Annotated in this window: 24 protein-coding genes; 6 read left to right on the forward strand and 18 right to left on the reverse strand. The window is 68.8% G+C overall.

The features are described from left to right. Positions 1–593 precede the first annotated feature (593 nt). The 9 genes from QSJ30_RS04885 to QSJ30_RS04925 form a co-directional block, all read right to left on the reverse strand. Positions 594–878 carry a hypothetical protein gene (locus QSJ30_RS04885; RefSeq protein ID WP_285606988.1) on the reverse strand — a complete coding sequence of 95 codons (285 nt, stop codon included), beginning with the start codon at positions 876–878 and terminating at the stop codon, positions 594–596. 292 nt (positions 879–1,170) lie between these two features. After that, a complete protein-coding gene (locus QSJ30_RS04890; RefSeq protein WP_285606991.1) occupies positions 1,171–2,034 on the reverse strand; it encodes a DUF2911 domain-containing protein in 864 nt (287 codons plus the stop codon). Continuing rightward, the gene (locus QSJ30_RS04895) at positions 2,027–3,955 is read right to left on the reverse strand and encodes a hypothetical protein (protein ID WP_285606993.1); all 1,929 of its coding nucleotides are present in this window, start codon (positions 3,953–3,955) and stop codon (positions 2,027–2,029) included. Before QSJ30_RS04895 ends, QSJ30_RS04890 begins: the two co-directional genes overlap by 8 nt. 35 nt (positions 3,956–3,990) lie before the next feature. Continuing rightward, positions 3,991–4,485: a hypothetical protein gene (locus tag QSJ30_RS04900; protein WP_285606995.1), complete on the reverse strand. Its 495-nt coding sequence runs from the start codon at positions 4,483–4,485 to the stop codon at positions 3,991–3,993. Positions 4,486–4,492: 7 nt separating this feature from the next. Then, a complete protein-coding gene (locus tag QSJ30_RS04905) occupies positions 4,493–5,431 on the reverse strand; it encodes an arginase family protein (protein WP_285606997.1) in 939 nt (312 codons plus the stop codon). Continuing rightward, positions 5,421–6,101 (reverse strand): lysophospholipid acyltransferase family protein, encoded by a 681-nt coding sequence (locus QSJ30_RS04910; RefSeq protein WP_285606999.1) that lies wholly within the window; start codon positions 6,099–6,101, stop codon positions 5,421–5,423. The genes QSJ30_RS04905 and QSJ30_RS04910 overlap by 11 nt, the downstream gene beginning before the upstream one ends. Next, a complete protein-coding gene (locus QSJ30_RS04915; protein ID WP_285607004.1) occupies positions 6,101–6,637 on the reverse strand; it encodes a GNAT family N-acetyltransferase in 537 nt (178 codons plus the stop codon). Before QSJ30_RS04915 ends, QSJ30_RS04910 begins: the two co-directional genes overlap by 1 nt. A gap of 190 nt (positions 6,638–6,827) precedes the next feature. Next, positions 6,828–7,844, reverse strand: coding sequence for an inorganic phosphate transporter (locus QSJ30_RS04920; protein WP_285607006.1), 1,017 nt, complete (start codon positions 7,842–7,844; stop codon positions 6,828–6,830). A gap of 7 nt (positions 7,845–7,851) precedes the next feature. Then, a complete protein-coding gene (locus QSJ30_RS04925) occupies positions 7,852–8,499 on the reverse strand; it encodes a DUF47 domain-containing protein (protein WP_285607008.1) in 648 nt (215 codons plus the stop codon). A gap of 114 nt (positions 8,500–8,613) precedes the next feature. Here QSJ30_RS04925 and QSJ30_RS04930 point away from each other — a divergent pair, with 114 nt between their 5' ends. Further along, positions 8,614–9,987 carry a sensor histidine kinase gene (locus QSJ30_RS04930; RefSeq protein WP_285607010.1) on the forward strand — a complete coding sequence of 458 codons (1,374 nt, stop codon included), beginning with the start codon at positions 8,614–8,616 and terminating at the stop codon, positions 9,985–9,987. Here QSJ30_RS04930 and QSJ30_RS04935 read toward each other — a convergent pair. The 6 genes from QSJ30_RS04935 to QSJ30_RS04960 are packed head-to-tail and all read right to left on the reverse strand — an operon-like array spanning position 9,957 to position 14,961. After that, on the reverse strand, positions 9,957–10,661 hold the full coding sequence (locus QSJ30_RS04935) for a response regulator transcription factor (RefSeq protein WP_285607012.1): 705 nt from the start codon (positions 10,659–10,661) through the stop codon (positions 9,957–9,959). The two genes, QSJ30_RS04930 and QSJ30_RS04935, sit on opposite strands and share 31 nt — an antisense overlap. A 14-nt stretch (positions 10,662–10,675) precedes the next feature. Then, entirely contained in the window at positions 10,676–11,341 is a 666-nt protein-coding gene (phoU, locus tag QSJ30_RS04940) for a phosphate signaling complex protein PhoU (RefSeq protein ID WP_285607014.1), read from the reverse strand. After that, positions 11,341–12,123, reverse strand: a complete 783-nt coding sequence (gene pstB, locus QSJ30_RS04945; RefSeq protein WP_285607016.1) for a phosphate ABC transporter ATP-binding protein PstB — start codon at positions 12,121–12,123, stop codon at positions 11,341–11,343. Before pstB ends, phoU begins: the two co-directional genes overlap by 1 nt. Beyond that, positions 12,123–13,001, reverse strand: coding sequence for a phosphate ABC transporter permease PstA (gene pstA, locus QSJ30_RS04950; protein WP_285607018.1), 879 nt, complete (start codon positions 12,999–13,001; stop codon positions 12,123–12,125). The genes pstB and pstA overlap by 1 nt, the downstream gene beginning before the upstream one ends. After that, positions 13,001–14,116, reverse strand: coding sequence for a phosphate ABC transporter permease subunit PstC (gene pstC, locus QSJ30_RS04955; RefSeq protein WP_285607020.1), 1,116 nt, complete (start codon positions 14,114–14,116; stop codon positions 13,001–13,003). Before pstC ends, pstA begins: the two co-directional genes overlap by 1 nt. Continuing rightward, entirely contained in the window at positions 14,116–14,961 is an 846-nt protein-coding gene (locus QSJ30_RS04960; RefSeq protein ID WP_285607022.1) for a phosphate ABC transporter substrate-binding protein, read from the reverse strand. Before QSJ30_RS04960 ends, pstC begins: the two co-directional genes overlap by 1 nt. 344 nt (positions 14,962–15,305) lie before the next feature. Between QSJ30_RS04960 and QSJ30_RS04965 the strand changes: the two genes are divergently transcribed. Genes QSJ30_RS04965 through QSJ30_RS04975 form a run of 3 tightly spaced genes read left to right on the forward strand, consistent with a single transcriptional unit; the run spans position 15,306 to position 20,585 of the window. Continuing rightward, entirely contained in the window at positions 15,306–17,537 is a 2,232-nt protein-coding gene (locus QSJ30_RS04965) for an Rne/Rng family ribonuclease (RefSeq protein ID WP_285607024.1), read from the forward strand. A gap of 6 nt (positions 17,538–17,543) precedes the next feature. Then, on the forward strand, positions 17,544–18,266 hold the full coding sequence (locus QSJ30_RS04970) for a ZIP family metal transporter (protein ID WP_285607026.1): 723 nt from the start codon (positions 17,544–17,546) through the stop codon (positions 18,264–18,266). Positions 18,267–18,302: 36 nt separating this feature from the next. Beyond that, positions 18,303–20,585 carry an LPS-assembly protein LptD gene (locus QSJ30_RS04975; RefSeq protein WP_285607028.1) on the forward strand — a complete coding sequence of 761 codons (2,283 nt, stop codon included), beginning with the start codon at positions 18,303–18,305 and terminating at the stop codon, positions 20,583–20,585. 9 nt (positions 20,586–20,594) lie between these two features. Here QSJ30_RS04975 and alr read toward each other — a convergent pair whose 3' ends face one another. The 3 genes from alr to kdsB are packed head-to-tail and all read right to left on the reverse strand — an operon-like array spanning position 20,595 to position 23,542. Further along, positions 20,595–21,734 carry an alanine racemase gene (gene alr / locus QSJ30_RS04980; RefSeq protein ID WP_285607030.1) on the reverse strand — a complete coding sequence of 380 codons (1,140 nt, stop codon included), beginning with the start codon at positions 21,732–21,734 and terminating at the stop codon, positions 20,595–20,597. A 10-nt stretch (positions 21,735–21,744) separates the two neighbouring features. After that, the gene (gene trxB / locus QSJ30_RS04985; protein ID WP_285607032.1) at positions 21,745–22,713 is read right to left on the reverse strand and encodes a thioredoxin-disulfide reductase; all 969 of its coding nucleotides are present in this window, start codon (positions 22,711–22,713) and stop codon (positions 21,745–21,747) included. Positions 22,714–22,756: 43 nt separating this feature from the next. Beyond that, on the reverse strand, positions 22,757–23,542 hold the full coding sequence (gene kdsB, locus QSJ30_RS04990; RefSeq protein WP_285607034.1) for a 3-deoxy-manno-octulosonate cytidylyltransferase: 786 nt from the start codon (positions 23,540–23,542) through the stop codon (positions 22,757–22,759). A 169-nt stretch (positions 23,543–23,711) separates the two neighbouring features. Here kdsB and QSJ30_RS04995 point away from each other — a divergent pair, with 169 nt between their 5' ends. Together QSJ30_RS04995 and QSJ30_RS05000 are read left to right on the forward strand one after the other, a co-directional pair. Further along, entirely contained in the window at positions 23,712–25,736 is a 2,025-nt protein-coding gene (locus QSJ30_RS04995; protein ID WP_285607035.1) for a chemotaxis protein CheA, read from the forward strand. Beyond that, positions 25,729–26,160 carry a chemotaxis protein CheW gene (locus QSJ30_RS05000; RefSeq protein ID WP_285607036.1) on the forward strand — a complete coding sequence of 144 codons (432 nt, stop codon included), beginning with the start codon at positions 25,729–25,731 and terminating at the stop codon, positions 26,158–26,160. The genes QSJ30_RS04995 and QSJ30_RS05000 overlap by 8 nt, the downstream gene beginning before the upstream one ends. The last annotated feature ends 45 nt before the right edge of the window (positions 26,161–26,205 follow it).

Below are 26,205 nucleotides of genomic sequence, written 5' to 3' on the forward strand. Positions count from 1 at the left end.
CCGGTCAATTCGCTGCACGTAAGGCACCCTGAGGAAGGAAGCCGATCGTCATCGCCTGCATCGAGGCAATGAGCGGAGCCGGGGAAGCGAGATGTTGAGAGAGAACGGAAGGCAAGGCAGGCGGGGTCCGAGTTGAGCGGAGGGTTAGGTGGCGCCGACGCACAAGGAGAGGATGCCAATAAGAACAAAAATGGGCCAAGCAAGATGCTTCGCCCTTGAGCCAATAAGAACAACAATCCCAGTTGCTAGGAAGGTAATGCCAATGATCTTAACTACAACCAGATGTGAGGGTGAACCATGGCTAAGGTGAATCAGGATGGCAGCGAAGCCCCACCATGCAACGGATGTAATGTGCCAGGCGAAACGAAGGATTCGAGTCGTGAACTGGGTGCTACCGAAGAGTTTCGGTAAGTCCTCTCGACGAAAAAGACGGATGAGAATGTAACGCTCACCGAGGTAAGAATGGGCCACTCCCACAATGAGAAGCAGAATCGCAGCGATTAGGAGGGCGATGGACATAGCCATCTAACCACTGAGTTAAGCCGCGCCGCGAAGCGGCGTCGGCTTGGACGAATTGTTAGGTGGCCAGCTTCTCATGGCTGCCGCCGCGCTGCCGCGCCCCGGCTCGGATCCAGCCACCGGGAGGGCGCGAAGAGAATCGGCAAGCCCAAGCCACAAAGGATCAGTGAGCCCCAAATTCCACGGCGCTTGCTGTCGGGATCAGCAGTGTATTCCTCCTGGCTCGTTATCTTGATATCCGGCCGCTGGAGAGCGATCCAACCAAACGCAGACATGAAGCCGCCGAACACGACGAGCGCAAAGCCGAACATGCGAACTTTCCACGATGCCAAAGTTTTCGGATGCGACGTGCTATCCATGGCCACCTAACTTTGAATTAGACGAGCGTTTGCAGAAGTCAGAGGCGCCCACGTTGTATGGGAAGTGTTGGATGGGAAAGACCCTCCGAGCTTAGGCGCCCATCGCCTTGTGGGCAAATGGAAAACGAACCTGGATTGGCGTGAACGGTGAACCCCTCAGGCCCGTCGCGCCTCGCTTCCACGCGATGGTCATGGCCTTCCCCAGGCCTGTACCTTCCAGAGACAAGACACCAGGAACCGCAAAGCCGCGCGCTTTGCTTTTCCTGGTGCCTTCGTGCCCTGGTGGTGTTCCTTATTTCCAGGTCGCCAGTTCTTTCTCCAGGTTCTCCGTGTATTCCTTCGGCGCCTTGCCCTTGGAGAGGTCGATGGCCTTCTGCAGCTCGGCGCGGGCTTCGGGCATGCGCTTGGCGTCCTTGTAGATCCTGGCGGCGGTCTCGTGGTTCCAGAAGCTCTCGCCGGCCTGGAGGCTCTTCTCGATCCAGGCCAGGGCCTTCTGGGGTTCGATGCCCTGGTCCTGGCAGTACTTGGCGGCCTGGTACCAGGGCACCCAGTCGTTGTCCGGCGCCTTCTTGAGGCTGTCCTCCAGGTGGGCCCAGTAGATGGCCCTGGTGTCGAAGGCCACGGGGAAGCTCACCCGCAGCTTCTCCCAGCCCAGCTCCACGGTGGCGTGGCCGCCGTCGGTGGGGATCACGCGGTAGTCCAGATACTCCAGGAAGGGCCCAGCCTGGGGCGTGGCCTCCCAGCGCAGCAGGTCCTCGCCGGCCTTGTACTCGTAGGCGCCCCACTGCTTGGCCTTCTTGTTGAGGATGAGGGTCCAGGTCTTCTCGCCGGGGATGACGAAGAAGCCGTAGGTGCCCGCGGGCACCTCCTTGCCGGCCACCTTGGCGGCGTGGCTGAAGGTGATCACGGTGGCGCTGTTGGCGCCGGCCCGCCAAACCTGGCCGAAGGGCACGAGGTCGCCCCAGATCTTGCGGCCCTTCACGGCGGGCCGGGCGAAGGCGAGGTCGATCTTGCTGATGCCGATCTCCTGGGACACCGTGCAGGCTGGGCTCACGCGCAGCGGGATCAGGCGCACGGGGGCGGGCTTGTCCTCCGCGCGCAGGGTGGCCGCGAGGGGCAGGGCGACCAGCAGAGTGGGGAGGAGCAGCCTACGCATGGGAATCTCCTGGGACACGGCTGTCGAGGGTAGCACCCCGGCGCGGCGGAAGGAGGAAGCGGCCGGGGTTCCGGTTGAAGGCCTTCAGGATCTCCAGCCAGAGGCGGCGGCTGGCCCGGCCGCTGAGGTCCCGGGCCCGCAAGGCCGTCCAGAGGGCCAGGGCGAAAGATACCGCGAAGTTCAGGACGCCGATGAGGCCGATGCCGAACAGGCCCCAGAGGACCTCCTTCCAGGCCAGGGTGCCCTCGAACCAGAGGGTGGCGGAGCCCAGGGCCAGCGAGGCCGCCTGGAGGGTGACGTGGCGCACTTCCGCATGGATGCCCGCGAAGGCAAAGGCCATGGGCACGAAGACCAGCAGGGCGCCCAGGGCCGTGTAGCCCGCGAAGCCCGCCAGGTGCCTCTGGATGAACCGGCCCAGGGCCTCGGCGCCACCCGCTCCGAACCAGGAGCGCAGCCGGTGGTTCTGGGCCAGGGCCTCGGGCAGGCAGCGGTAGGCGCTCCAGTTGGCGGTCCAGCCCGCGGCCAGGCTGGAGAGCCAGAGCAGCACGCCCGTGAGGGCCGCGAAGACCAGGGTCCAGCCGTGGAAGGGGTGAGTGCCCTGGAGGCTGTGCAGGGCCGCTTCGTGCTCCAGCGGGACGTGGCCCGTCAGCCAGACCCAGGCCGCAACCAGGCCCGCCGACACGGGCACGGTGGCCAGCACATTGCCCAGGGTGGCGATGACCTGGGTCCGCGTGATGGCCGCCACCAGTTCGACTTCCCGGGCCTGGCCGTCATCGTCCTCCAGGGCGCGGGCCAGAGCCGCGGCGGTCATGGCGGGCTGCTTGGAGGCCAGCGTGAAGCCCAGCAGTTGCATGGTGCAGAAGCTGGCCGCGTAGTTGGCGGTCAGGGCGAGGCCCGACAGCAGGGGCGCCAGGGGAAGGATCGAGAGGGTGATCTTGAACAGGGCCGTGCCCGCCGTGAGGAGCCCGCCGCCCGCCGCGGACCGGCTCATGGCCCACCACTCGGACCGGTCCCGGGCGATGTAGTGCTCGCCGGTCTCGCCGGTGTGCTCCACCACCTTGCGGGCCAGGCGCTTGACCGTGGTGCGCAGCAGGGCCAGCAGCCCGTGCTGGGCGAGGCTGCCGCGCACCAGCTCGGCGGCGAAGGCGGTGCCGTCCCCCTGGCCCGCGGCAAAATCCAGGAGCTGGCCGATGCGGGCCAGCTGGGCTTCCAGCAGCTCGAGCCGGAACACCAGGTCCGTGGAGACGCCGCGATCATCGAGGCGGGCGTGGGCCTGGGCCAGGGTGGCGGTGCAGGTGCCCCAGCAGGCCTCCCAGGCGGCCCGCGCCTCGGCATCCCCGGGGCGGTCCCCGGCCTCGTGGACGACGCGGGTGAGGTGGAAGAAGGGGGAATCCGCATCGCTGCCTTCCGGATCCAGGGCCAGCAGGTCGCGGGACAGGCCCACGGCCGCGGCGCGGTGGGCCAGCAGGCGGGCGGCGTGGGCCCAGATCGCCTGGGGGGGGGCCAGCAGGGCGCCCCAGATGATCCGCAGATCCACAGGCAGGCGCTCGATCCACACCGCGTCCGCCTCGTCCAGGTCCAGCCGGTCCACCAGGGCGTAGAGGTCCCCTTCCGGGTCCAGGCGGGGGATGACCCGGTCCACGATCCGCAGGAATCCCTCGCCCACCAGAGTGGTGCGGTCCGGCAGGCCCGTTTCCGCCAGGAGGCGAATGGCCGAGGCGTGGTTCCAGGCCTCCGACAGCGGCCCGCTGAGGCCCCGGAAGGCCAGGGCCGCGTGGAGCCGGCGGAGCCGGGTCGTGCGCCGGGGCTCGCCATCCTGGGAATCCAGGGGCGAAGCCTCCAGCAGCCAGCGCAACAGAGGCTCCAGCCTCGGGGCGCCGCCGCTCAGCAGTTCATCCAGCCTGGGGTCGGACAGGGGCATCGGGACTCCGGAGGAGTCCTCAGGGTGGCACAAGCCTAGGAATTGGAACCCGATCGATGGGATGAGGTGGGCCTAGTCCGATTGAGGAACTGCTGCACCGCCAGGGGATCCACCGTGGCGGGAGTGCCGGACCAGGCCTGGGAGGGCCGCAGCATGCCCAGCATGTCCTCAGGGCAGCCCACCTGCTCGTAGAGGCGCTCCACCCGCGCCGCCAGCTGGCCGAGGGTGCTTTCCGTGGCCAGAGCCTCGCGCAACAGGGCCTCCCGCCAGCGGTCCTGGGCCTGGGACCAGCGGAGGCTGCCGGGCCGGGGCGTCCGGCCCACCGCTTCCGCGCAGGCGGCCCAGAGGTGGGCCTCGAAGGTCCGGAGCCCTTCGCCCGTCAGGGCCCTCAGGCGGGTGGCGGCCGAGCCGTCGCCCGGGATCCAGCCCTGGATCTCCTCGGTGCCGAGCAGGCCGAAGTCGTGGCCGGTCACGATGTCGTCCCAGGTGGGCTCCCCATGTGTGCGGCGGAAGGCGTCGTAGGCGCTCATGGGGACCTCAGGCGAGGAGGTGGAGGGCAAGGTGGACGGCGACCCGGGCGCTGGCCTCGGCACCCTCCAGCGTGGGGGCCAGCTCCATGAGATCGGCGCCCAGCCAGGGCTCGGGCCAGGAGCGGGCGGCGTGGATGAGGCGCAGGGCTTCGGGAAGGCTGAGACCGCCAGGTACCGGCTCCGCCACGGCCGGCACCAGCACCGGATCCAGGGCATCGAGGTCCATGCTCAGGTAGGCCGGACCCCGGCCCACGGCGGCGAGATCCGCCGCCAGGCGGGAATCCAGGCGGGGATCGCGCAGGTCCTCGGGCGTCCACATGCGCACGCCGGCGGCCTGGAGGAAGGCCAGCTCGCCATCGTCGAACCGGGGCGCCCGCAGGCCGGCCTGGACCACGCGCGCGGGATCCAGCAGGCCCTCCTCCAGCGCCTGGCGCACCCAGGTGCCGTGGTGGATCTCCGTGCCCCAGGCGGCGCCATCGGCGGCGTCCGGGTGGGCGTCCAGGTGCAGCAGGCCCAGGGGCCCGTGCTGGCGGGCCAGGGCCCGCAGGGCGCCGAGGGTGAGCGCATGGTCGCCCCCCAGCAGGAGGCTGCGGCAGCCGGTCATGGCCCAGGCGCCCACGGTGGCCTGGACGGTCTCCAGGGCCTCCTTCAGGGAGAAGGGCAGGGTGGGGATGTTGCCGCCGTCCAGCCAGCCATGGGCGGCGGTGGGGCCCAGGGCCAGGCGGCCTTCGCGCAGGCGGCCCGGCATGGGATGCGTTCCGAGGCCCATGGAGGCCGCCCGTAGGGCCCAGGGGCCCAGGCGGGCGCCGGGGCGGTTGATGACGCCGGCATCACAGGGCACGCCGAGGACGACCCCGGTGGCGGGGCGGGGGTCCAGCACCAGAGGCAGCCCGAGGAAGGGCGTCAGGCCGGTGCGGAGACCCTGCATGAGGACATCAGCGGACATCTGGACTCCGGGGCTCGAGGGCGGTGCGGAAGGCGGCGATCCACTGGTCCGGGCTCTCGAAACCGGCGGGATGCAGGGGGGCCTCCGCCACCACGGTGACGGGCGTGCGAGTGGTGAGAAGGGTGCGGAGGTGGGGGAGCAGGGTCTCGTCGCCAGTCCACGGGTAGTGGGGCGCGGGGCTGCTGAGACGGAAGGGCTGGGCGGGCAGGCCCAGCTCGTAGACGGCCCGCAGGCCACCTTCATAGAACGGCGCAAGCCGCTCGCCCCGGGTGGTGGTGCCCTCGGGGAAGAGCAGCATGTCGCGGCCCTCGCGGAGCGAGGCGGCGAAGCCGACGAGGGCCGCGGCACGGCTGCCGGCGTCGTCCCGGTCCACGAAGTGGAGGCCGGATTTCCGTGCCCACCGCCCGATGAGGGGATAGCCCGTGACCTCGCCCTTGGCGATGGTGCCCATGGGGCGGAGGCTCATGAGCGCCACAGGATCCACCCAGCTGAGGTGGTTGGCCACCCAGAGGGGGATGTCCTTCCGGGGATGCCCGGCCACCTCGAGTTCCACCCCCAGGGCCGGCAGCAGCCGTCGCGCCCAGCGGTGCATGCCGGGCTGGGGCTCCGTGCCGGCGGCCAGGCGCGGCAGCAGGGCGAAGGTGGGCCAGAGGACGCCCGTCCAGGACATCAGGACACCAGCTTCAGCCGCGTGTAGCGGGCCCGGACACGCTCCAGGTCGTCGCGGGTGATGGCGGACCAGAGCCGCGTATCCCCGGGCGTGTAGTAGTCCCGCACTTCGGCCACCACCCGGGCGCCGAGGGCGTGGTGGACGCTGCGGGCATCATCGTTGCCGGGCTCCACCAGGAACCGGCACTCCTCCACGTTCTCCTGGAGCAGCTTGGAGACCATGGCCCGGATGAGCAGGTAGTTCACCCGGCCCTTCTGGTAGTCGGGGTGCACGGCCAGCGTGGCGCAGTAGACGGTGGTCCCCTTCACGAAGTTGAGGACGTAGCCCACGGGCCGGTCACCGTCCAGGGCCAGGAAGCACCAGTCACCGTAGAGCTCCGTGCAGAGGCGCAGGTAATGGGGGCAGAGCTCCCCGGCGCCATCCCCGGACCAGATCTCGGCTTCCAGGCGCTGGAGGTGGGCGAAGTCGGCGCTGGAAAGCGGCCGGACGACGTAGCGGGCACCCTCGGAATGGGGAGTGAGCGTCTCGATGGTCATGGTGGGCCTCCCTGGTGTCGGGACCAGGATCGGAGACGGGCATGACGGTCTTGCAGCGGCGCCGGTAAATTTATGGAAATACAGTGCTTCCGAGTGGCTACGGAATGCGCGTGGACCGGGCCCTCCAGACTGGCCGGCCGTCGTGACGGATCGGCGCCTTCGAGGTCACATCTCTGGGACGTTCATCCGGTCAGAAGAACGGCGCCACCAGCTTGAGGAAGCCCGCGGCCAGGAGGGCGCTGATGGGGATGGTGAGGATCCAGGCGACGACGATGTTCCCGGCCACCCCCCAGCGCACGGCGCTGGCGTTCATGGAGGTGCCGACCCCCATGATGGCGCCCGTGATGCTGTGGGTGGTGCTGACGGGGATGCCGAAGTGGGCGGTGGTGAAGAGCACCGCGGCAGCCGCGGTCTCGGCCGCGAAGCCGTGGATGGGGCGCAGCTTCACGATCTTCGAACCCATGGTCTTGATGATCTTCCAGCCGCCGGAGGCGGTGCCCAGGGCCATGAAGCTGGCGCTGCCGATCTTCACCCAGAGGGGGATGATCACCTTCGCCTTGGCATCCATGGGGAGATGGAACTTGTAGGCGATGAGGGCGAGACAGATGATGCCCATGGCCTTCTGGGCATCGTTCTGGCCATGGGTGAAGGACATGGCCGCGGCGCTGACGAGCTGCGCCTTGCGGAAGACGACGTTCACCTTGTGTCCCGAGAAGTGGCGCACGATCCACAGGATGATCAGGATGAGCAGCATGCCCACGATGAAGCCCATCGCCGGGGAGATGATGATGAAGGCGCCGATCTCCTCGAGCTTCTTGGTGTGGAGGGCCCCGAAGCCCGCGTGGGCGACGACGGCCCCGGCCAGGCTGCCGAGCAGGGTGTGGCTGGTGCTGGAGGGGATGCCGAACCACCAGGTGAGCAGGTCCCAGGTGATGGCCGCCATGAGGGCCGCCGCGATGACCGCGGGAACCACATGCTGGCTGTCGGCGATGCCCTTGGCGATGGTGGTGGCCACGGAGGTGCCGGCCAGAGCGCCTGCAAAGTTGAGCGTCGCGGACATGACCAGGGCGTATTTGGCCGGCAGCACGCCGGTGCTTACCACGGTGGCGATGGAGTTCGCCGTGTCATGGAAGCCGTTGATGTAGTCGATGCCCCAGGCAAGGAGGATCAAGACCGCCAGGGACGGGATGAGGAACGCTTCGATCATCGAAGCCTCAGGCGTTCTTCATGACGGTGGAGCCGATGACCTTGGCGACCAACTCGATCTTGTCGGTGGCGTCCTCGATCTTTTCGAGCATTTCCTTCCACTTCACCAGTTCGATGGGGTCCTTCGGATCCTGGAAGATCTGGGCCAGGCCCGCGTGGTAGATGGAGTCGGCCTTGTTCTCCAGGGCGTGGACCCGGCGGATGCGGTCGCCGATCTCCTTCTGGTTGGACATGTTGCGCAGGGACCGGGTGAGGTGGAGGATCTCGCCGGCGCCCTCCACGATGATGGAGCTGATCTCCGTGACCGCTGGCATCACATGGCTGATGCGGTACAGGATCAGGCGCTCGCAGACCGAGTGGATGCGGTCGATCACGTCATCGATGGAATGCGCCAGGGCCAGGATGTCCTCCCGGTCGATGGGCGTGACGAAGGTGTGGTTCAGGCGGTCGATGATCTCGTGCGTGATGTCGTCGCCGGCGTGTTCAAGATCCTTCATCTGCCGGCGCAGCTCCGCGAACCGGGCCGGGTCGCCGCTGCGGATCTCGCGATCGAAGAGCTGGGCCGCCTGGTACACATTGCTGGAGGCGGATTCCAGGAGATCGAAGAAGACCATCTCTCTGGGCTTGAGCCAGCGCATCACGGCATTCAAGGACATGACAACTCCCATAGATCCGTTTCCCACTGTACCGGCTCCCGGGATGTAAACGGAGCGTAAATTGGCTGCCAGCCGGTGGGTTGTGACCGCGTAGAAGGTGTATGGTCTGAAGGCATGGAGGACCGAAACCCGAATCGTGAGGCAGGGCCCGGCGTGAGGGCCTTTCTGGAGCGCGCCCTGGTCTGCCTGGGGGCCGTATTGTTCCTGGGCCTGGGCCTGGGGATGAGCGTCCAGAAGGGGATCTCGGCGCCCTGGACGCTGGGGCTCGTGGCAACCGTCCTCCTGGTGGTCATCCTCATGGCCCGGTGGCAGGTCCGCCAGGTGGCGGAGCCGCTGGGCCGGTTGCTGGGCGGCTCCGGTCCCCGCGCCATCGAGGATCTTCCCAGCGCCTGGTCGGCCATGGAGCAGGAGAACCTGGACCTGCGGGAGCGCGCGGCCCGGGAGGACCGCCTGCTCCCCAGCATCATGGCGCGGCTGGAGGAGGGAGTCCTCCTCTTCGGCCCGGCGGGCGGCCTGGAGCAGTTCAACCCGGCGGCCCAGCGCCACCTGGGGCTGGGGGCGCCCCTGGCCAAGGGGATGACGGTGGGAGAGGTGTTCCATGACCCCGACAGCCCCTCCGCCGTACAGAAGGCCTATCGCGGCGCGCCGTCGGAATGGCGGCTCGCGCGGGCGGGCCGGACGCTCCGGGTGCGGGCCATCCCCTTCGCGCCGATGGGCAGCGTGTCGGGCGTGCTGCTCACGCTGGACGACGTGACCAGCCAGGAGGCCCTGGAGACCACGCGGCAGAAATTCATCTCGAACGTCAGCCATGAGCTGAAGACGCCCGTCACGGCCATCCGGATCGCGGCGGAAAACCTCCAGGAGGAGGCGCTTCCGGATTCGGCGCAGGCGGGGGCGCAGTCCATCCTCCGCTCCGTGGACCGGCTCGCGATGCTGCTGGGGGACCTCTCCGAGCTGAGCCGCATCGAGAGCGGAGCCCTCCGCCTGGAGCCGGTGCGCCTGGATCTGGCCGAGTTCATCGCCTCGGTGGTGAAGGACCAGCAGGCCCGGCTCGCGAAGGCTTCGGTCCGCTTGGAGGTCGCCGTGGATGCGCCGGAGGGTGCCATCCTCCAGGCGGATCCGCTCCGCCTGAGCCAGGTGCTCGAGAACCTCCTCTCCAACGCCATCAAGTTCAGCCCGCCCGGGGGGCTGGTCCGGCTGGGCGTCCACATCTCGGCCCAGGGTGAGCTGTGGGAGGTGGCCGACCAGGGCCCCGGTGTTCCCGAGGCGGAGCAGGGGCGCATCTTCGAGCGCTTCTACCGCTCCCAGGCCGCCAAGGCCAAGCCCGGGACGGGCCTGGGCCTGGCCATCGTGAAGCACCTCTGCCGGTTGATGGGGGGCGAGGTCACGGTGGAGAGCCATCCTGGAGCGGGAGCCACCTTCAAGGTGATGCTGCCGCCCCGGTCCGCGGGAGCCGATCAGGCCTCGGCCGGTCCGCCCAGCCGGTAGCCCACCCCGACCACCGTCTCGATCTGCTCCGCGGCCATGGGGCCGAGCTTGGCGCGGACGCGGCGCACATGGGCGTCTATGGTGCGGCTTTCGCCGAGGTATTCGAGGCCCCAGACCTGCTGCAGGATCTTCTCCCGGGTCAGCACCCGGCGGGGGTTGGCCAGGAAGTAGGCCAGCAGCTCGAACTCGCGGCGGGTGAGGTCCACGATCTGCCCGTCAACCCGGGCCGTATGCATGTCGAGGTCCACGGCGATGGGGCCGAAGGTCAGCTGCGGGGCCCGCTCGGCAGCCTCCGTGGGCGTGGATCTGCGCAGGATGGCGCGCAGGCGGGCCGCCAGCTCCCGGGTGGAGAAGGGCTTGGAGATGTAGTCGTCGGCGCCCAGCTCGAGGCCCAGCACCCGGTCGATCTCTTCGCTGCGGGCGGTGACCAGCAGGACGGGAAGGGCCTTGTGGGCCGCATGGCCGCGGATGGCCCGGAGCACATCGAGGCCGTCCATGTCGGGCAGGCTCAGGTCGAGCAGGGCCGCGTCGAGCCGGAGGCCCGGAGTCCCGAGGGACAGGAGCGCCTCGCGGCCGGTCCCCACGCTGGTCAGGCTGAAGCCCTCCCGGCGCAGATGCTGTTCGAGGCCCAGGCGGATCTCGGTGTCGTCTTCCAGGAGGAGGATGTGGGGCATGGGATCCTTTGCCCTTATTCTACGGAATTGCCGCGAAGGTAGGGGTGCTTGGCACTGTGGCCCTCGAGGATGAAGAGCACCTCTTCGGCGATGTTGGTGGCCTCGTCCGCGATGCGCTCCCAGTTCTTGATGACCAGGATGAGGTGGCTGGCGCGCTCGATGCAAAGGGGATCCGCCAGCATGGTGCGCAGCAGGTCGCGGTAGATCTTCCCGTAGAGGGCATCCACGCTGTCGTCGCTGAGGATCACGGCCTGCGCCAGGGCCGCGTCGCTGCCCACGAAGGCATCCACCGCCCGGCGGACCATGCTCCGGGTCTCCGTGCCCAGGCGCTCCAGGTCGTTCCCCGCCAGGATCGGCGGATGGACCGTCGCCACCCGGCGGGCGATGTTGCAGCAGTGGTCGCCGATGCGCTCCAGCTCGGGGATGATCTTGAGGCTCGAGGCGATGCGCCGGAGATCCGTGGCCGCCGGGGACCGGAGGGCAAGGAGGTCGATGCACTGCTGGTCCAGCTTCAGCTCCCATTCGTCCATGGTGCGATCGAGCTGGTTCACCTGCTCGGCTTTGGCCGGGGAGGGTTCCGCCAGGGCCTGGATGGTGAGCTCGATCATCTGCTCCGCCACCCCGGCCATGGCCATGATGCCTTCCCGGAGCTCCTTGAGTTCTGTGTCGAACAGCCGCATCAGCCGAACCTCCCCGTGATGTAGTCTTCCGTCATTTGCACCCTCGGCGTGGTGAAGATGCGCTCGGTGAGGTCCATCTCCACCAGCTTGCCCAGCCAGAAGAAGGCCGTGTAGTCGCTGACTCGCGCCGCCTGCTGCATGTTGTGGGTGACGATCACGATGGTGAGATTCTCCTTCAGCTCGGTGATGAGATCCTCGATCTTGGCGGTGGCGATGGGATCCAGGGCCGAGCAGGGCTCGTCCATGAGCAGCACCTCCGGGTTCACCGCCAGGGCCCGGGCGATGCAGAGCCGCTGCTGCTGGCCGCCGCTCATGCCGGTGGCGCTCTCCTTGAGGCGGTCCTTCACTTCCTCCCACAGCGCGGCCTTGCGCAGCGCGTCCTCCACGAGGCCGTCCAGGGTGGGGCGGTCGTTGACGCCGAAGAGGCGCGGTCCGAAGGCCACGTTCTCGTAGATGGACTTGGGGAAGGGGTTCGGCTTCTGGAAGACCATGCCGACGCGCCGGCGGAGGTCCACCTCGTCGATGCCGCCCTGGTAGATGTCCACCCCGTCGATCTGCATGTCACCGCTGACCTTCACGGCGCTGGAGACTTCGTGGATGCGGTTGAAGCACTTGAGGAAAGTGCTCTTCCCGCAGCCGCTGGGGCCGATGATGGCGGTCACGCGCTCGGCGTGGATATCCAGGGAGAGCCCGTCGAGAACCTTCTTCTCACCATAGCTGAAGGCCATGTTGCGAACCGAGAGCTTGATGGGCTTGGTTTCGGGAAGGGTGGGAGTGAGCATCAGCGGGTCCGTCGTCGGATGGCGCGGTCCACCAGGCGGACCAGCAGGTTCAGGGAGAGCAGGACCAGGATCATCACGGCGGCGGTGCCGGCCGCGATCTCCCGGGCATCGGGCAGGGTGCCGTCCGAGGTGACGTACCAGAGGTGAACGGAGAGGGTCTCGCCGGGCACGGTCAGGCGGAAGTCCGGGAACTGGGCGCTGGCGTTCGTCCCCGCGGTGAAGACGAGGATGGCGCTCTCGCCGAAGGCGCGGCCCGCGGTGAGCACCAGGCCCGTGAGGATGCCCGTGGCGGCATAGGGCAGGGCCACCTTGAGGATGGTCTGGAGTTTGGTCGCGCCCAGTCCGTAGCTGGCCTCCTTCAGTTCCCGGGGGACGGCCAGCAGGCTCACCTCGGTGACGCGGGTGATCACGGGGATGTTCAGGAGGGCCAGGGTGAGGGCGCCGGAGCGGATGGAGAAGCTCCAGCCCATGGCCTGCACGAAGACGATCATGCCGAAGAGGGCCAGCACGATGGAGGGCGTGGCCGCGAGGGTCTCGATGGAGAGCCGCAGGAAGCGCAGAGCCCGGCCCTGGCCTGCGTAGGCGGCCATGTAGATGCCGGCGCCCAGGCCCACGGGCAGGGAGATGCCCAGGGAGAGCACCACCAGGTAGAGCGAATTGAAGATCTGGGGCTTGATGCCGCCGCCCGCGTCCAGCGTCTCGGGCATCTTCGTGAGGAAGCCCAGGTTCAGGACCGGCCAGCCCTGCTTGAGGATGGCGCCCACGAAGACGATCAGGACGAGCACGAACAGGATCGCGATGCCCCAGAGGACACCGCGCATCAGGCGGTCGACGAACTTCGAGGACCGGGAGCGGCGGAAGGTCGGTGCGGCGCCCATCAGGCCTCCTTCCCGCGGCCCAGCCGCCGGGTGGCCATGATCAGGACCATGGTCAGCAGGTAGAGCAGCAGGCCCATGGCGAAGAGGACGTTGTTCCAGGTCGAGCCGGCCGCGGTATTCGGAAGCTCCTGGACCAGCTCGGTGGTGAGGGTGGCGGCCGGCGTGAACAGGGCGCGCAGGAAGGGGGCCCGGTCCGTGGATTCCCGCATGAGGGCGATCCACTGGGGGTTGTTGCCGATGACCATCTGCACGGCCATGGCCTCGCCGATGGCCCGGCCCAGGCCCAGCACCGCGGCGGTGAGCAGGCGGGGGCGGGCGGCGGGGATGAGGACGTGCCAGATGGCCTGCCAGCGGCTGGAGCCCAGGGCCTGGGCCCCTTCGTCGAGGCTGGCCGGCAGGGACTCGAAGGCGTCGGTGGACAGGCTGACGATGGTGGGCACGATCATGACGGCCAGGATCACGGCGGACACGGCGAAGCCCGAGGCCGGGGCGTCCGCGAGCCAGGTGCGGCTCACGAGGGGCAGCACGACCGTGAGTCCGAAGATGCCGTAGACCACGGAGGGGATGCCCACCAGCAGGTCCATGACCTGGCGCATGAGGTTCCGCATCCAGGCCGGAGCCATCTTGGCGATGAAGACGCCCGTGAGGATGCCGGCGGGGGCGGCGAGGAGGAGGGCCAGCCCGGTGACGCCCAGGGAGCCGGCGATGAAGGGCAGGATGCCGAAGCGGTCCGAGGAGGGCGCCCAGTCCGTGGACAGGAAGACCTCGGAGAGGCTGAGGGCCCGTCCGGTATGGGCTGCCGCCGGCCAGAAGGCAGCCAGCCCCCGGGAGGCCAGGAAGAAGAGGATGCCGCCGATGAGGCCGACCACGAGCAGGCTGCAGGCCAGGAAGGCCAGGTGGGCCCAGCGGTCGGCCAGCCGGTGGAAGGGGCTGTGCTGGAAGACTGGTGTCCCGGTGGCCGGGGGGAGGCTCTCGACCGCGGGTTCCACGGGAAGGCCGCCCCCGCTGGGGACGGCGATGAGGGAAGTCTCGGGCGCGTCGGGCATGGGGCCGGCTTTCCGCGAACCACCCGGCTGGAGGTCAGCCGGGTGGGCAAGGGTGGATCCGACGGTCATCAGAGCTTGGTCTTGAGGGACTTCACGTAGTCCACGGGCAGGTAGCCGGCCTTGAGCACGTTCTGCTGGAACCCGGAACTCAGGATGTAGGCCAGGAAGCCCTCGACGGCCTGCTTCACCTTGGGATCGCCCAGCTTGGCGGGATTGGTGTAGGCGTGGCCGAAGGAGAAGACGGGGTACTTCCCGGACTTCACCGATTCGTTGGAGCAGACGACGCCGTTGTAGGCGATGCCGGTGATCCGCGCCTTGTTCTTCTCGAGGTGCTCGAGTTCCACGAAGGAGACGGCGCCGGGCGTGGTGGCGACGGAGGTGACCACGGCGCCGGTGGAATCCTGGATCAGCACGTCCTTGCTGAATTCCTGGTCGTGCAGGATCGTCTTCTTCTGGACGGCGCGGGTACCGGAGGACTCGGGGCGGATCACGCGGACGATCTTCTGGTTCTTCCCGCCGACCTCCTGCCAGTTGCCGATCTTCCCGGTGAAGATCTGCTCGGCCTGCTGGGCGGTGAGGTTGGTCACGCCGACACCGGGGTGGGCGATGAGGGTGAAGGGCTGGACCACGATGTTGTGGTTCTTCACCCCGGCCTTGTCCTGCTCGGGGGTGGCGTAGACATCGGAGATGCCGATGTGGCAGCCGCCGCTGGTCACCTGGTTCAGGCCGGTCATGGACCCGCCGCCGCTGACGGCGATCTGGACGCCGGGGTGTGCCTTCATGTAGTCCTCGGCCGCTTTCTTGACGATCGGGCCGAGGGCGGTGGAGCCCATGACGGTCACGGTCTGGGCCTGGGCGGCCGCGGTCACAAGCAGGCCAGCCAGGATGGTCTGGGCCAGGAATCGGATCTTCATGGATGTCTCCCTCAGATGCTTTCAAGCCTGGTGACCAGGAGTGAACGCCTCGGGGTCTGGTTGTGACATCCGTGTAACTTCGCCCGATCCTGTCCTCGAAGTCTCCTGGCGCTCTTTGCTTGCCCCCCCGGGAATAAGTGGGTTTAATGATTGAAGATCCTGTGGGCAGATCGAGGCATCGCCCTTTGCCCCCAGGGATCGCGACCATCCCTTTTTTCCATCCCGGGTGGCCGAAGCCAGGGCAGGGCCCCCTTCGGTTTCCCGACCTCCCATCCCGCCATCCATCCCAAAGGCTGCCGTGCAGGCCCTGCGCTAGCCGCAGCCCGGGAATCACAGGAGAATCCTTGAACCCCAAGAAAATCATGATGATCAATGCCACCGATCCGGAAGAGATCCGCGTGGCCACCCTGATCGACGGCGTGCTGTTCGATTACGACGTCGAGTTCCTCCACAACGAGAAGATCAAGGGCAACCTGTACAAGGCCAAGGTCGTGCGGGCGGATACCAGCCTCCAGGCGGCCTTCGTGCATTTCGGCGGCCAGAAGAACGGGTTCCTGCCCCTCGGCGAGCTGCCCCGCGACCTGGGTGAGGGTCGCCGGGGCCGGATCCAGGACGTGCTCCAGCGCGACCAGGAGATCCTGGTGCAGGCCGTGCGGGAGGAGCTGGGCTCCAAGGGCGCCATGATGACCGGCCAGATCAGCCTGGCGGGCCGCTACCTGGTCATCACCCCCGGCAACCCCGTGAACGGCATCAGCCGCAAGATCGAGGGCACGGACGAGCGCCGCCACTTCAAGCAGCTCATCGACACCCTGGAGATCCCCGAGGACATCGGCGTGATCGTCCGCACCGCCAGCCTGGGGGTCACCCGCGAGGACTTCCAGCGCGACCTGGAGTACCTGCTGGACACCTACAAGGAGGTGCTGAACCGCTACAAGCACCGCCAGGGGCCCGGCCTGGTCTGGCAGGAGGACGACGTCGTCACCCGCACCCTGCGCGACACCTTCAGCGCCGACGTCGAGGAAGTCCAGATCGACGACCTGGACACCTTCCATGCCGCCCAGTCCTTCTTCAAGCGCACGATGCCCCAGCACCTCGATGTGCTGAAGCACTACACCGGCAAGAAGCCCCTCTTCTCCCGTTTCCAGCTGGAAGAGCAGATCGACCGCATCTACGGCCGCAAGGTGCCCCTGCCCAGCGGTGGCGCCTTGGCCCTGGATCAGACCGAGGCCCTGGTGGCCATCGATGTGAACAGCGGCAAGACCTCCGGCGACGGCGTGGAGGACATGGCCTTCAAGACCAACATGGAAGCCGCGGAGGAAGTGGCCCGCCAGCTGCGCCTGCGCGACCTGGCCGGCCTCATCGCCATCGACTTCATCGACATGAAGCGCGAGTCCCACATCCGTTCCGTGCAGGACCGCCTGGTGGACTGCCTGAAGGCAGACAAGGCCCGCATGGAGGTGGGGAAGATCAACCGCTTCGGTGTGCTGGTCATGACCCGCCAGCGCATCCGGCCCAGCCTGCAGCACGTGAACCACGAGCCCTGCCCCACCTGCGCCGGCACCGGCAAGGTGAAGACCATGGAGGCCCTGGTGCTGTCCGTGGTGCGCCGCCTCCAGGGCATCCTGGCCAAGGGCGGCATCGGCGAGATCCGCGTGAAGCTCGCCCCGGCCATCGCCACGGCCCTGCTGAACCAGAAGCGTCGCGACCTCTCCCTGATGGAGGAGCAGAGCGACGCGAAGGTCATCGTCATGGCCGACTGGTCCATGTCCTACGGTGAGATGTCCGCGGAGATCGAGCGGGCCGAAGAAGCGCCGGCTGAGAAGCCCGCGCCCAGGCCCCATCGCGAGAAGGGCGCCCCCGAGGACGAGACCGTGGTCCTGGGCGGGGACAGCCCCATCTCCTTCGACAAGGCCCTGGGCGTCCACGGTGATGGCCCAAAGGAACCCAAGAAGGAAGCCTTCAAATACGACCGCCGGGACCTCCAGCGGGCGGCCCTGGACGAGCGGGAGCGTCTGCGCGCCCTCTTCGAGAGCGCCAAGCCCGAGGACGAGGAAGAGGAGGAGGGTGCCGAGGCCGGTGCGGATGACAGTAAGGGTGACGGCGCCAAGCGCAAGCGTCGCCGTCGCCGTCGCAAGGGCGGCGCCGAGCGGAATGGCGAGACCACGGTCACCTCCGCGGATGAACCCACCGAACCCGCGGCACGACCCAAGCCCCAGTACGAGGCCCAGCCTGAGCCCCCCAAGGTCACGGCGGACCTGGTGGCGAGCCTGCTGACACCCAGCCCCCGGCCGAAGATCGGCGGCGCCGCGCCGACTTCCCCCGAACCCGCGGGAGCGCCCGCCAAGCCCAAGCGCACGCCCCGGGCGAAGGTCGCTTCTTCGACGGAGTCCGTGACCCCCGCAGCACCCGAACCGGTCCTGGTTCCGGAGCCCAAGGCTGAAGCCCCCGCCAGGAAGAAGGCCGCCCCGAAGGCGAAGGCCAAGGCGGATGACACTCCGGAGGCCGCGGCCAAATCCGCCCCCAAGGCCGCTCCCAAGCCCAAGGCTTCCCGCGCCAAGAAGCCCAAGGCCGAGTAGCGGATCATGTCCATCTACTGGCTGGCCCCCCTCGCGTCCCTGGCCACCCTTCTGGGCGGCTGGGGCGTGGTCCGGTTCCTCCAGGGACGGGCGCAGTTCATGCGTCTGCTTTCAGGCGTGGCGGCGGGCTACCTGCTCTCCGTCACCCTGGTCCGCATCATCCCGGAATGCATGGAGGCCCCTGGCGGGGAAAGCAACGCCATGTGGGTCCTCGCGGGCTATCTGCTGGTCCACGTCATGGAGCACGGCATCACGCTCCACTTCCACTACGGCGAAGAGACCCACAAGGATGGCTCCCCCCTCAGCGGGGTGCTGGCCCTGGTGGGCCTCTCCCTGCACAGCCTCATGGACGGCGTGGCCATTGCCGCGGCCCTCGCCACCCACAGCAACCTGGGACCCCTGGTGGTGCTGGGGATCCTGTTCCATCGCATCCCCGAGGGCGGCACCATCGCCTCGATCTTCCTGGTGCGGGGCTTCGGGAACCGGGGCGCCCTCATGGCCGCCGCGACCCTGGCCCTGGCGGCCCTGGTGGGGGCGGCGGGGCAGTCCCTGCTGGGTCTCCCCACCGGACCGGTCCTGGGGCTCACGGCGGGCCTGGCGCTCTACGTGGCCAGCTCGGACCTGCTGCCCGAGGTGCAGAAGGTGTCGGGCCTGCGCAGCACGGTGGCGCTCCTCAGCGGCGTCGGCATCTTCCTCGTCAGCGCGCGGCTGCTGCCGCATCATCACTGATCGCCCATGGCCATCCCCGGGAGGACCCGAGGCCTGATGTTGGGATGCCTGCCTGCGCTGCTGGCGGCCCAGGGGCTGCCCGATATCCCGCAGCCGGCTCCACTGGAGGCGCCCACGCCGGCGGAATGGTTGCCCCTCCGCCCCTTCCGGGTGGAACGGGGGCCGGGGCTGTCCCGGGTGCCCTTCGACTACCGGGGTGAGGGCGTCTACGAGCGCGGCGACGTCTGGATCCTGGAGCGGGGCGCCATCCAGTCCGAGGGCCTGCTGCTCCTGGCGGACCGCATCGAGTACCGCATCCCGGACGGCCGCCTGGTGGCCGAAGGCCACATCCGCCTGGAGGGGCCGGGCCTCAGGCTCCGCGGCGAGCGCCTGCAGATGAACTGGGAGCGCCGCTCGGGCGAAGCCTGGGCCCTCCAGATGGACCTGCCTCCGAACTGGACCCTGCGCTCCAGCCATGTGGCCTTCACCACGCTCCGGACCTGGGCCTTCGACGCTGTGGAACTGAGCCCATGCCCGGAGGAGCGGCCCGGCTGGAAGGCCCGCCTCTCCTCCCTGAAGGTGGACCTGGATGGCTTCGCGAGCATGTGGAACGCCCGGGTGCTGCTGGGAGCGGTCCCGATCTACTACGTGCCCTACGCCCTCTATCCGGCGCAGGCGGAACGGACTTCCGGCCTGCTTCCCCCGAAACTTGGGATGTCCAGCTCCTTCGGCACGACCTTCGGGCTTTCCTATTACCAGACTCTGGGTGACTCGGCCGATGCCACCCTCTCGCCGGAGTACTTCACCAAAGAGGGCGTCCTCTGGGGCGGCGAGGTGCGCTGGCGGCCGGACCTGACCCACCAGGGCAGCTTTTCCGGCCAGTCCATCCACCAGCAGAGCCTCGACACGCGCCGCTACCGCTACTCGCTCAAGGAGGTGTGGCAGCGGGAGGACGGCTGGCAGCTCACGGCGGACGTGAACCAGGCCTCAGACATCCTGGTGGACGCGGATTTCGGCAAGGGCCTGGGCTACCTGGGCACCACCAGCTTCGATTCCGCGCTCTACCTGGGCCGCACGTACACGTTCGGGAACCTCAGCCTCTCGGCGGCCGAGCAGCGCAGCTTCTTCTATACCAAGGACCAGGGGGATCCCTTCTACAGCCCGGATTTCCCGGCCTCCCTCCGGCGGCAGACGCTTCCGCAGGCGGAATTCCGCTTCTTCCCCATCCCGCTGCTGGGCCCCCTGTACCTCGATGGCGGGGTGCGGCTGGGGCGCTTCGCCTACCGCATCGAAGGCAACACCGCGGCTCCGGGCCAGACCTATGCCTGGGACCGGCAGGACGCCAACACCCGCCTGCACGGCCGCCTGGGGCAGTGGGGGCCGTTCCGGGCCGACTTCGAGGCCATGGGGCGCGCGACCCACTACAGCTCGAGCCTCAGTTCCCCGGTATTCGATCCGGAAGGCGGCGCCACGGACACGGCGGTGAACCCAGCCACCAGCCCCTTCCAGGTGGACGGCGCCGCGGCCTCCCGCTACCTGGCGTCGGCGCATCTGCGCCTGTCCGGTCCCCAGGTGGGCAGGACCTTCAAGGATGTCTCGATCCTCGGCTACAAGGGCGAGCTCAAGCACGTGGCCGAGCCCTATTTCGGCTGGACCCAGACCAGCCTGTACGGCGAGGCGGGTGCCCTGCCGCGCTTCGACACGGTGGACTCCTTCCCCGGTGTCAACGAGAGCGCCTCGGGCGAGCGGAGCTTCGAGGTGGGCCTCAAGCAGCACATCCTCGGGCGCCCGGGCTCCGGGGCGGGGTTCGCGGACCTGGCCCGCCTCCGAATCGCCACCCGGTACCACGCCTCGCCCATCATCCTCAGCGACGGCCGCTACAAGAAGGGCTGGTCGAGCGTGGACACGGATCTGGACGTGGAGCCCGACGAGCGGCTCCGGATCAGCCTCCGCCGTTCTTCGGACCTGGGTGCCGGCGGCTCCGACAACGCCCTGAGCATGGACGTGAAGGGGAAGAGCGGGAACACCTTCAACCTGGCCTACTTCTCCACGGGCATCAACCGCTTCCTGGTGCGCCAGAAGGGGCTGCAGGTGGGCGGGGTCCAGCGGATCTGGGATGACCGCCTCCGCCTGGAGTTCAGTGCCAACTATGACTTCCACCAGAGCGGCTTCGCCTCCAGCCAGGTGGCTTTGGCCTACGTGGAGCCCTGTGTGGCCTACGTCCTGAAGTACACCCACGTGGCCCTGAACACGAACCTCGTGTCCGGTGGCCGGGAGGACCGCATCGACCTGACCTTGACCCTGCGCGGCCTGGGAGATCTCTTCAGCTTCCGGCGCTAGGAGGGCCCGTCAGGGCGTGAAGCGGCGGGTGATCCGGCGGTGGAGCGCGCAGGTCAGCTCGTAGGGGATGGTGCCGAGGAGCTGGGCCAGGCGCTCGAGGCTGTGGGCGGCATCGGGATTCCCGCTGTAGAGGGTCATGGGATCCCCGATGGCCAGGTGCACATCCAGGGGCAGCGCCACCGTGAGGTAGTCCATGGAGATGCGCCCCACCACGGGGAAGGTGCGGCCCTGGAAGCCCACCACGGCCTTGTTGCCGAGGTCGCGGCGGTAGCCGTCCGCATAGCCGCAGGCCAGGGTGGCGATCTGCAGTGGGTGGGGCGCCACGAACGTGCGGCCATAGCCCACGGTGGTGCCCGCCGGCATGGCCTTCACGCGGGCCACTTCGGCCACCAGCTCCAGGGCAGGCTCCAGGCCGAGGGCACGGCCTTCGGCCAGCATGGTCAGGCCATACAGGGCCAGGCCCGGGCGTACATGGGTGTCCTGGCCCAGCATGCCGCGCAGGCAGGCGTCGCTGTTCCCGTGGTGGCGCTGCTCTGGGCGGATGCCTCCGTCCGCGAGCTGCGCGAGGCAGGCGTCGAAGACGCCACGCTGGCGCTGCGCGAAGCCGGGATCCGGATCGTCCGCCGTGGCGAAGTGCCCCATGGCGCCTTCGATCCAGGGCGCCAGCCGCTGGAGTTGCAGGAGGTGTTCCCCCAGTTCCGAGGGCAGCAGGCCGAACCGGCCCATGCCCGTGTCCAGCTTCAGGTGGAGCCGGACGGGGTGCCGCGGGAGGGCCCGGGCGTAGTCGTCCAGGTGCTCGGGTCCCACCACGGCGATGGTGAGGTTCTCGGCGCTGGCGGCGGGCAGGGCCTCGGGCCGCAGGCCACCCAGCACGAGGACGGGACACTCGATGCCGCCCCGCCGGAGCTCCAGGCCCTCCTCCAGGCTGGACACGGCCAGCCCGTGGACGCCGGCCTCCTCCAGGGCCCGGCTCACCGGCACGGCCCCGTGGCCGTAGGCGTTGGCCTTCACCACCGCCCAGATCCCGCGCCCCCCCGAAGCGGTCCGGACCCGGCCCAGGTTGCGCGCGATGCGGCCCAGATCCACTTCCGCCCGGAGCGCACGGCCCTCCGGATGCCGCTTCAGGGGTTCGAGATGCTGCTCATTCACCAGGCGCTCGTCATTCGGCAAGACCCTGTTCCGCCAGCCAGCGCTCGGCGTCGATGGCGGCCATGCAGCCGCTCCCCGCGGCCGTGATGGCCTGGCGATAGACGTGATCCTGGACGTCGCCACAGGCGAAGACACCCGGGATGGACGTGCGGCTGGAGCCCTTCTCGACCTCGAGGTACCCCGTCTCGTCCATGGGCAGCTGGCCAGCGAAGAGCCCGGTGTTGGGCTGGTGGCCGATGGCCACGAAGAGCCCCTCCACCGGCAGCTCGGACTCGCTGCCGTCCACGGTGTCCTTCAGCTTCAGCGCGCGGATCTTCTCCACCTTCTCGCCCATGGGCGTCTCGTGGGTGGCGGTGACCACGTCCAGCACGGTCTTGTTCCAGAGCGGCTGGATCTTCTCGTTCTTGAGGGCCCGGTCCTGCATGGCCTTGGAGGCGCGGAGCTTGTCCCGGCGGTGGATGAGGTGGACCTTGGTGGCGAACTTGGTGAGGAAGGTGGCCTCCTCGATGGCCGTGTCCCCGCCGCCCACCACGGCGATCTCCTTGCCGCGGAAGAAGAAGCCATCACAGGTGGCACAGGCGCTCACGCCGCCACCGGTGCGGGAGAGCTGCTCGTCCTTGCCGATGCCCAGCCACTTGGCCGAGGCGCCCGTGGCGATGATCACGGCGTCGGCGGTGTACTCGCCCTTGTCCGTGGTGAGCTTGAAGGGGCGGGCCTGGAGATCGGCCTTGAGCACGGTCTCCGACCTGATGATGGTGCCGAAGCGGAGCACCTGCTCGCGCATCTCGTCCATGAGGGCCGGTCCGGCGATGCCCTGGCGGAAGCCCGGGAAGTTCTCCACCTCCGTGGTGATGGTGAGCTGGCCGCCGGGCTGGACGCCTTCGAAGACCAGCGGCGCGAGGTTGGCGCGCGAGGCATACAGCGCAGCGGTGTAGCCCGCGGGACCGGTACCAATCACGATGACTTTGTGGTGGCTCACAAGATTCTCCTGGCAAGGAACGGGCGTTGACCGCGTGTCGAGTCTACCGCGCCAGCCCGCGTTCCCGCAGGAGGGCCTCCGCCGCGGCCACGTCGGCGGGCACGTCCACCCCCAGGCTCAGGAAGGGGGTGGAGGCCACCCCGATGGGGATGCCCGCGGCCAGGGCCCGGAGCTGCTCCAGCATCTCCAGCTGCTCCAGGGGGTGGGGCGCCAGCCGGGTGAAAGCCTTGAGCGTCTCCGGCCGGTAGGCGTAGAGCCCCAGGTGGCGCTTGAAGTGGGAGAGCTGCTCCGGCTTCATCCAGGGGCGGAAGTCGGATTCGAAGATCGAACTGTGCCGCAGGTAGGGGATGGGGCTGCGGCTGAAGTAGAGGGCCCGCTGGCGGTCGTCCACCACCACCTTCACGGCATTGGGGTTGAACAGCTCGTCCGCGTGGGCGAAGGGGCAGGCGGCCGTGCCCATGGGCAGGTCCGGCTGGTCGCGCATGAGGGCCACCACGGCGGCGACTGTCTCCGGGTGCATGGCGGGCTCGTCGCCCTGGATGTTCAGGACGCAGTCGAAGGTCTCCCCGAGGGCCTCCAGAGCGGCGGCAGTGCGGTCCGTCCCCGAGGGCAGGGCGGGGTCGGTCATCACGGCCTCGCCGCCGAAGCCCTTCACCGTGCTGGCGATGCGGTCGTCATCCGTGGCCACCACCACCCGATCCACGCCCTCTGCCCGTCGGGCTGCCTCGAAGACCCACTGGATCATGGGCCTCCCGGCGATCAGCGCCAGGGGCTTCCCCGGAAACCGGGAGGCCTGGAAGCGGGAGGGGAGGACGGCGAGGGTGCGCATCGAGACAGTTTAAGCGGCTTGAAGGGCGTCGCTGAGGATCGGATCGTCAGATGGCCGGAGGATATGGAGACGGCGAGCCCTTCGGGCTGCGGATCTGATGGGTCCGGCAAGCCGTCCAGACTCCAGACTCCGGACCCTCCTGCCGATGTCTCAGAGACTGGGAGTTCCCTTGGATTCATCCTTCGACGACGTCTGGGCCGAGTGCGAGGACCTGTTCGTGCAGGCCCGGCAGCGGCTGGCGACACTGAAGACGCCCCAGCCCCCGCACGTGACCCAGGCTTCGGTGAACGCCCTCTTCCGTGCCACCCACACCCTCAAGGGCATGGCGGGGATGCTGGGCTTCCCCCGGTTCAGCCAGGCCGCCCACCGCATGGAGGACATCTTCGACCTGATGCGCCAGGGCCGCCTGCGCTCCACGGATTCGCTCATCGAGACGCTCGAGTCCGGTATCCAGGCCCTGGAATCCGGCCTGGCCGACCTCCGGCGCGGGCAGCCGGAACCAGAGGACTACCTGCATGCCCTCCGACGGCGGCTGGGCGAGCTGGAAGCGCTGGCCCGGCCCACCGAAGGCGCGGTCCTGGACCTCTCCTCGCTGCTGGACCTCTCCCCCGAGGTCCTGAAGACCCTTTCGGATTACGAGCGGACCCGGGTGACGGCGGTGCTCCTGGCGGGAATCCCGATCCATGGAGTCCGGGTCTGCCTGGATCTCGGGACCTTCGACGACCGGCTGCGGGCCCTCAGCGAGGCAGCGGGCGCCCAGGGGGAGCTCATCTCCACCTTGCCCCTGGAGGCGGCCGAAGATAAGGATGGGCTCTGCTTCCTGCTGCTGATCGCGGCTCCGGCCCTGGATGTCCAGAGCCTGGGGGTCCTGCCGGCGGAGGCCGTGGAGGTGACGGCTCTGGCGGATCCAGAGCGGATCCCGGCCAGTCTGAGGGCGGATCCCGGCCCGCTGGCGCCACCTCCGGTCCTCAAATCACCCCGGCTCCCGGCTTCCGCTGCGGCCTCTCAGGATGCCGAGATCCTGCGGCTTCCGGCCCAGCGGGTGGATGCCCTGGAGGCCCGCCTCATGGCCGTGGCCCAGGTGCGGGATTCCGCCAGCCAGGCCCTCCGGCGCATCCAGGATCCGGGCATGGACAGCTCCATGGCCATGATGGGCGAGATCGAGACCGGGCTGCTGGAGGTCCAGAAGTCGCTGCTCCAGATGCGCATGGTGAAGGTTGAAAGCCTGTTCCAGCGGATCGAGCCCATGGTGAAGGCCCTCAGCCGGGACATGGGTAAGCCTGTGCGCCTCTCCTTCCAGGGCGGGGACCTCGAGCTGGAGCGGAGCCTGCTGGGACGGTTGATGGAGCCCTTCCTCCACCTGGTCCGGAACGCCCTCGACCACGGGCTCGAAAGCCCGGCGGAGCGCGTGGCCCAGGGCAAGACCGAGACGGGTTCGCTGAAGATCTCCGCCTCGCAGCGGGGCCGGAACCTCCGGTTCGACATCCGGGACGACGGACGCGGCTTTGACTTGGGCCGTATCGAGGCCCGCGGCATCGCCCTGGGGCTGCTTCGGGAAGGGCAGGTCCACACCGCCGAGGACCTGCACCGGCTGACCCTCGAGCCCGGCTTCTCCACCCAGGAGCGGGCCTCCCAAATCTCCGGCCGGGGCGTGGGCATGGACGTGGTCCGTTCCGAAGTCGAGGGCATGGGGGGTGAGATCCAGATTTCCAGCGAGCCCCGCCGGGGCAGTCTGGTGCGGCTGAGCCTTCCGCTGTCCCGGGCAGTGGTCGGCTGCCTGAAGGTCCGCTGCGGCCAGCAGGCCTTCGGCCTTCCCCTGAGCCATGTGCTCCGCATCCAGGCCAGCCCCGTGGCTCTGCATGGCGGCAGCCACGTCGAGGTGCTGGGAGAGGACCTGCCCATGGAATCGCTTCAGGCCAGCCTTGGGCTGCCCGAGCCGGCCGGGGGCCAGCGCCTCCTCGTGGTGCTCCGCCAGCAGGGCACCGCTGTGGATGCCGGCCTGGAGCTCGCCCTGGGGGTGGACGAGGTCGTGGGCCGCACGGAGCTCCTGCTCCGGAGCCTGCCGGAACTGGCCCACGCACCGGGGATCATGGGGGGCAGCCTCCAGGAGGAGGGCATCCTGTGGGTCCTGGATCCGGAAGCCGTGATGGGCCTGGCCATGGTGTCCCTCATGCAGCGGGTGGCCGGTGCCTGAGACTTCCCTCCTCCTCCGCGCCCGGGCGGCCGGGCGGGACCTCCTGCTCCCGGTGGCCGACCTCCGGGAGGTGGTGGCCTTCGCCCCGGTGACCCCCGTCCCTGGCGGCCCTCCGGGCATCCAGGGGGTGGTGCTCCACCAGGGGGAATTCCTTCCGGTCCTGGACTGGACGGCCATCGAGGGCTGTCCGGCCCGGCTGGACCCGGCGGTGGCCATGGCCGTCCTGCGGCCCCGGCTCGGCCTTCCCCTCGATGGGCTGACCGGCACCGTGGAGGCCCCCGAGGACGGCTGGGGCGACCCGGAGGAGGGAGACCCCTGGGCTGCCATCCTGGCGGGCTGCTGCCAGGTGGAAGGCGAGGCCCTGCCGGTGCTGGATCCGGATCGGCTCCTGGCGCTGCTGCACCGCCTCCGCAAGGGTCGCTGACGTGCTGGGCCGACCATGCGATGATGAGGGTTTCGTGCCCGGAGG

The sequence above is a fragment of the Geothrix edaphica genome (assembly GCF_030268045.1).
Taxonomy (GTDB): Bacteria; Acidobacteriota; Holophagae; order Holophagales; family Holophagaceae; genus Geothrix; species Geothrix edaphica.

What these genes read in the sequence shown, in the direction of transcription:
- QSJ30_RS04885 (WP_285606988.1), bottom strand. Translation starts at nt 878, where the DNA reads ATGGATAGCACGTCGCATCCGAAAACTTTGGCATCGTGGAAAGTTCGC.
- QSJ30_RS04890 (WP_285606991.1), bottom strand. Translation starts at nt 2,034, where the DNA reads ATGCGTAGGCTGCTCCTCCCCACTCTGCTGGTCGCCCTGCCCCTCGCG.
- QSJ30_RS04895 (WP_285606993.1), bottom strand. Translation starts at nt 3,955, where the DNA reads ATGCCCCTGTCCGACCCCAGGCTGGATGAACTGCTGAGCGGCGGCGCC.
- QSJ30_RS04900 (WP_285606995.1), bottom strand. Translation starts at nt 4,485, where the DNA reads ATGAGCGCCTACGACGCCTTCCGCCGCACACATGGGGAGCCCACCTGG.
- QSJ30_RS04905 (WP_285606997.1), bottom strand. Translation starts at nt 5,431, where the DNA reads ATGTCCGCTGATGTCCTCATGCAGGGTCTCCGCACCGGCCTGACGCCC.
- QSJ30_RS04910 (WP_285606999.1), bottom strand. Translation starts at nt 6,101, where the DNA reads ATGTCCTGGACGGGCGTCCTCTGGCCCACCTTCGCCCTGCTGCCGCGC.
- QSJ30_RS04915 (WP_285607004.1), bottom strand. Translation starts at nt 6,637, where the DNA reads ATGACCATCGAGACGCTCACTCCCCATTCCGAGGGTGCCCGCTACGTC.
- QSJ30_RS04920 (WP_285607006.1), bottom strand. Translation starts at nt 7,844, where the DNA reads ATGATCGAAGCGTTCCTCATCCCGTCCCTGGCGGTCTTGATCCTCCTT.
- QSJ30_RS04925 (WP_285607008.1), bottom strand. Translation starts at nt 8,499, where the DNA reads ATGTCCTTGAATGCCGTGATGCGCTGGCTCAAGCCCAGAGAGATGGTC.
- QSJ30_RS04930 (WP_285607010.1), top strand. Translation starts at nt 8,614, where the DNA reads ATGGAGGACCGAAACCCGAATCGTGAGGCAGGGCCCGGCGTGAGGGCC.
- QSJ30_RS04935 (WP_285607012.1), bottom strand. Translation starts at nt 10,661, where the DNA reads ATGCCCCACATCCTCCTCCTGGAAGACGACACCGAGATCCGCCTGGGC.
- phoU (WP_285607014.1), bottom strand. Translation starts at nt 11,341, where the DNA reads ATGCGGCTGTTCGACACAGAACTCAAGGAGCTCCGGGAAGGCATCATG.
- pstB (WP_285607016.1), bottom strand. Translation starts at nt 12,123, where the DNA reads ATGCTCACTCCCACCCTTCCCGAAACCAAGCCCATCAAGCTCTCGGTT.
- pstA (WP_285607018.1), bottom strand. Translation starts at nt 13,001, where the DNA reads ATGGGCGCCGCACCGACCTTCCGCCGCTCCCGGTCCTCGAAGTTCGTC.
- pstC (WP_285607020.1), bottom strand. Translation starts at nt 14,116, where the DNA reads ATGACCGTCGGATCCACCCTTGCCCACCCGGCTGACCTCCAGCCGGGT.
- QSJ30_RS04960 (WP_285607022.1), bottom strand. Translation starts at nt 14,961, where the DNA reads ATGAAGATCCGATTCCTGGCCCAGACCATCCTGGCTGGCCTGCTTGTG.
- QSJ30_RS04970 (WP_285607026.1), top strand. Translation starts at nt 17,544, where the DNA reads ATGTCCATCTACTGGCTGGCCCCCCTCGCGTCCCTGGCCACCCTTCTG.
- QSJ30_RS04975 (WP_285607028.1), top strand. Translation starts at nt 18,303, where the DNA reads ATGTTGGGATGCCTGCCTGCGCTGCTGGCGGCCCAGGGGCTGCCCGAT.
- kdsB (WP_285607034.1), bottom strand. Translation starts at nt 23,542, where the DNA reads ATGCGCACCCTCGCCGTCCTCCCCTCCCGCTTCCAGGCCTCCCGGTTT.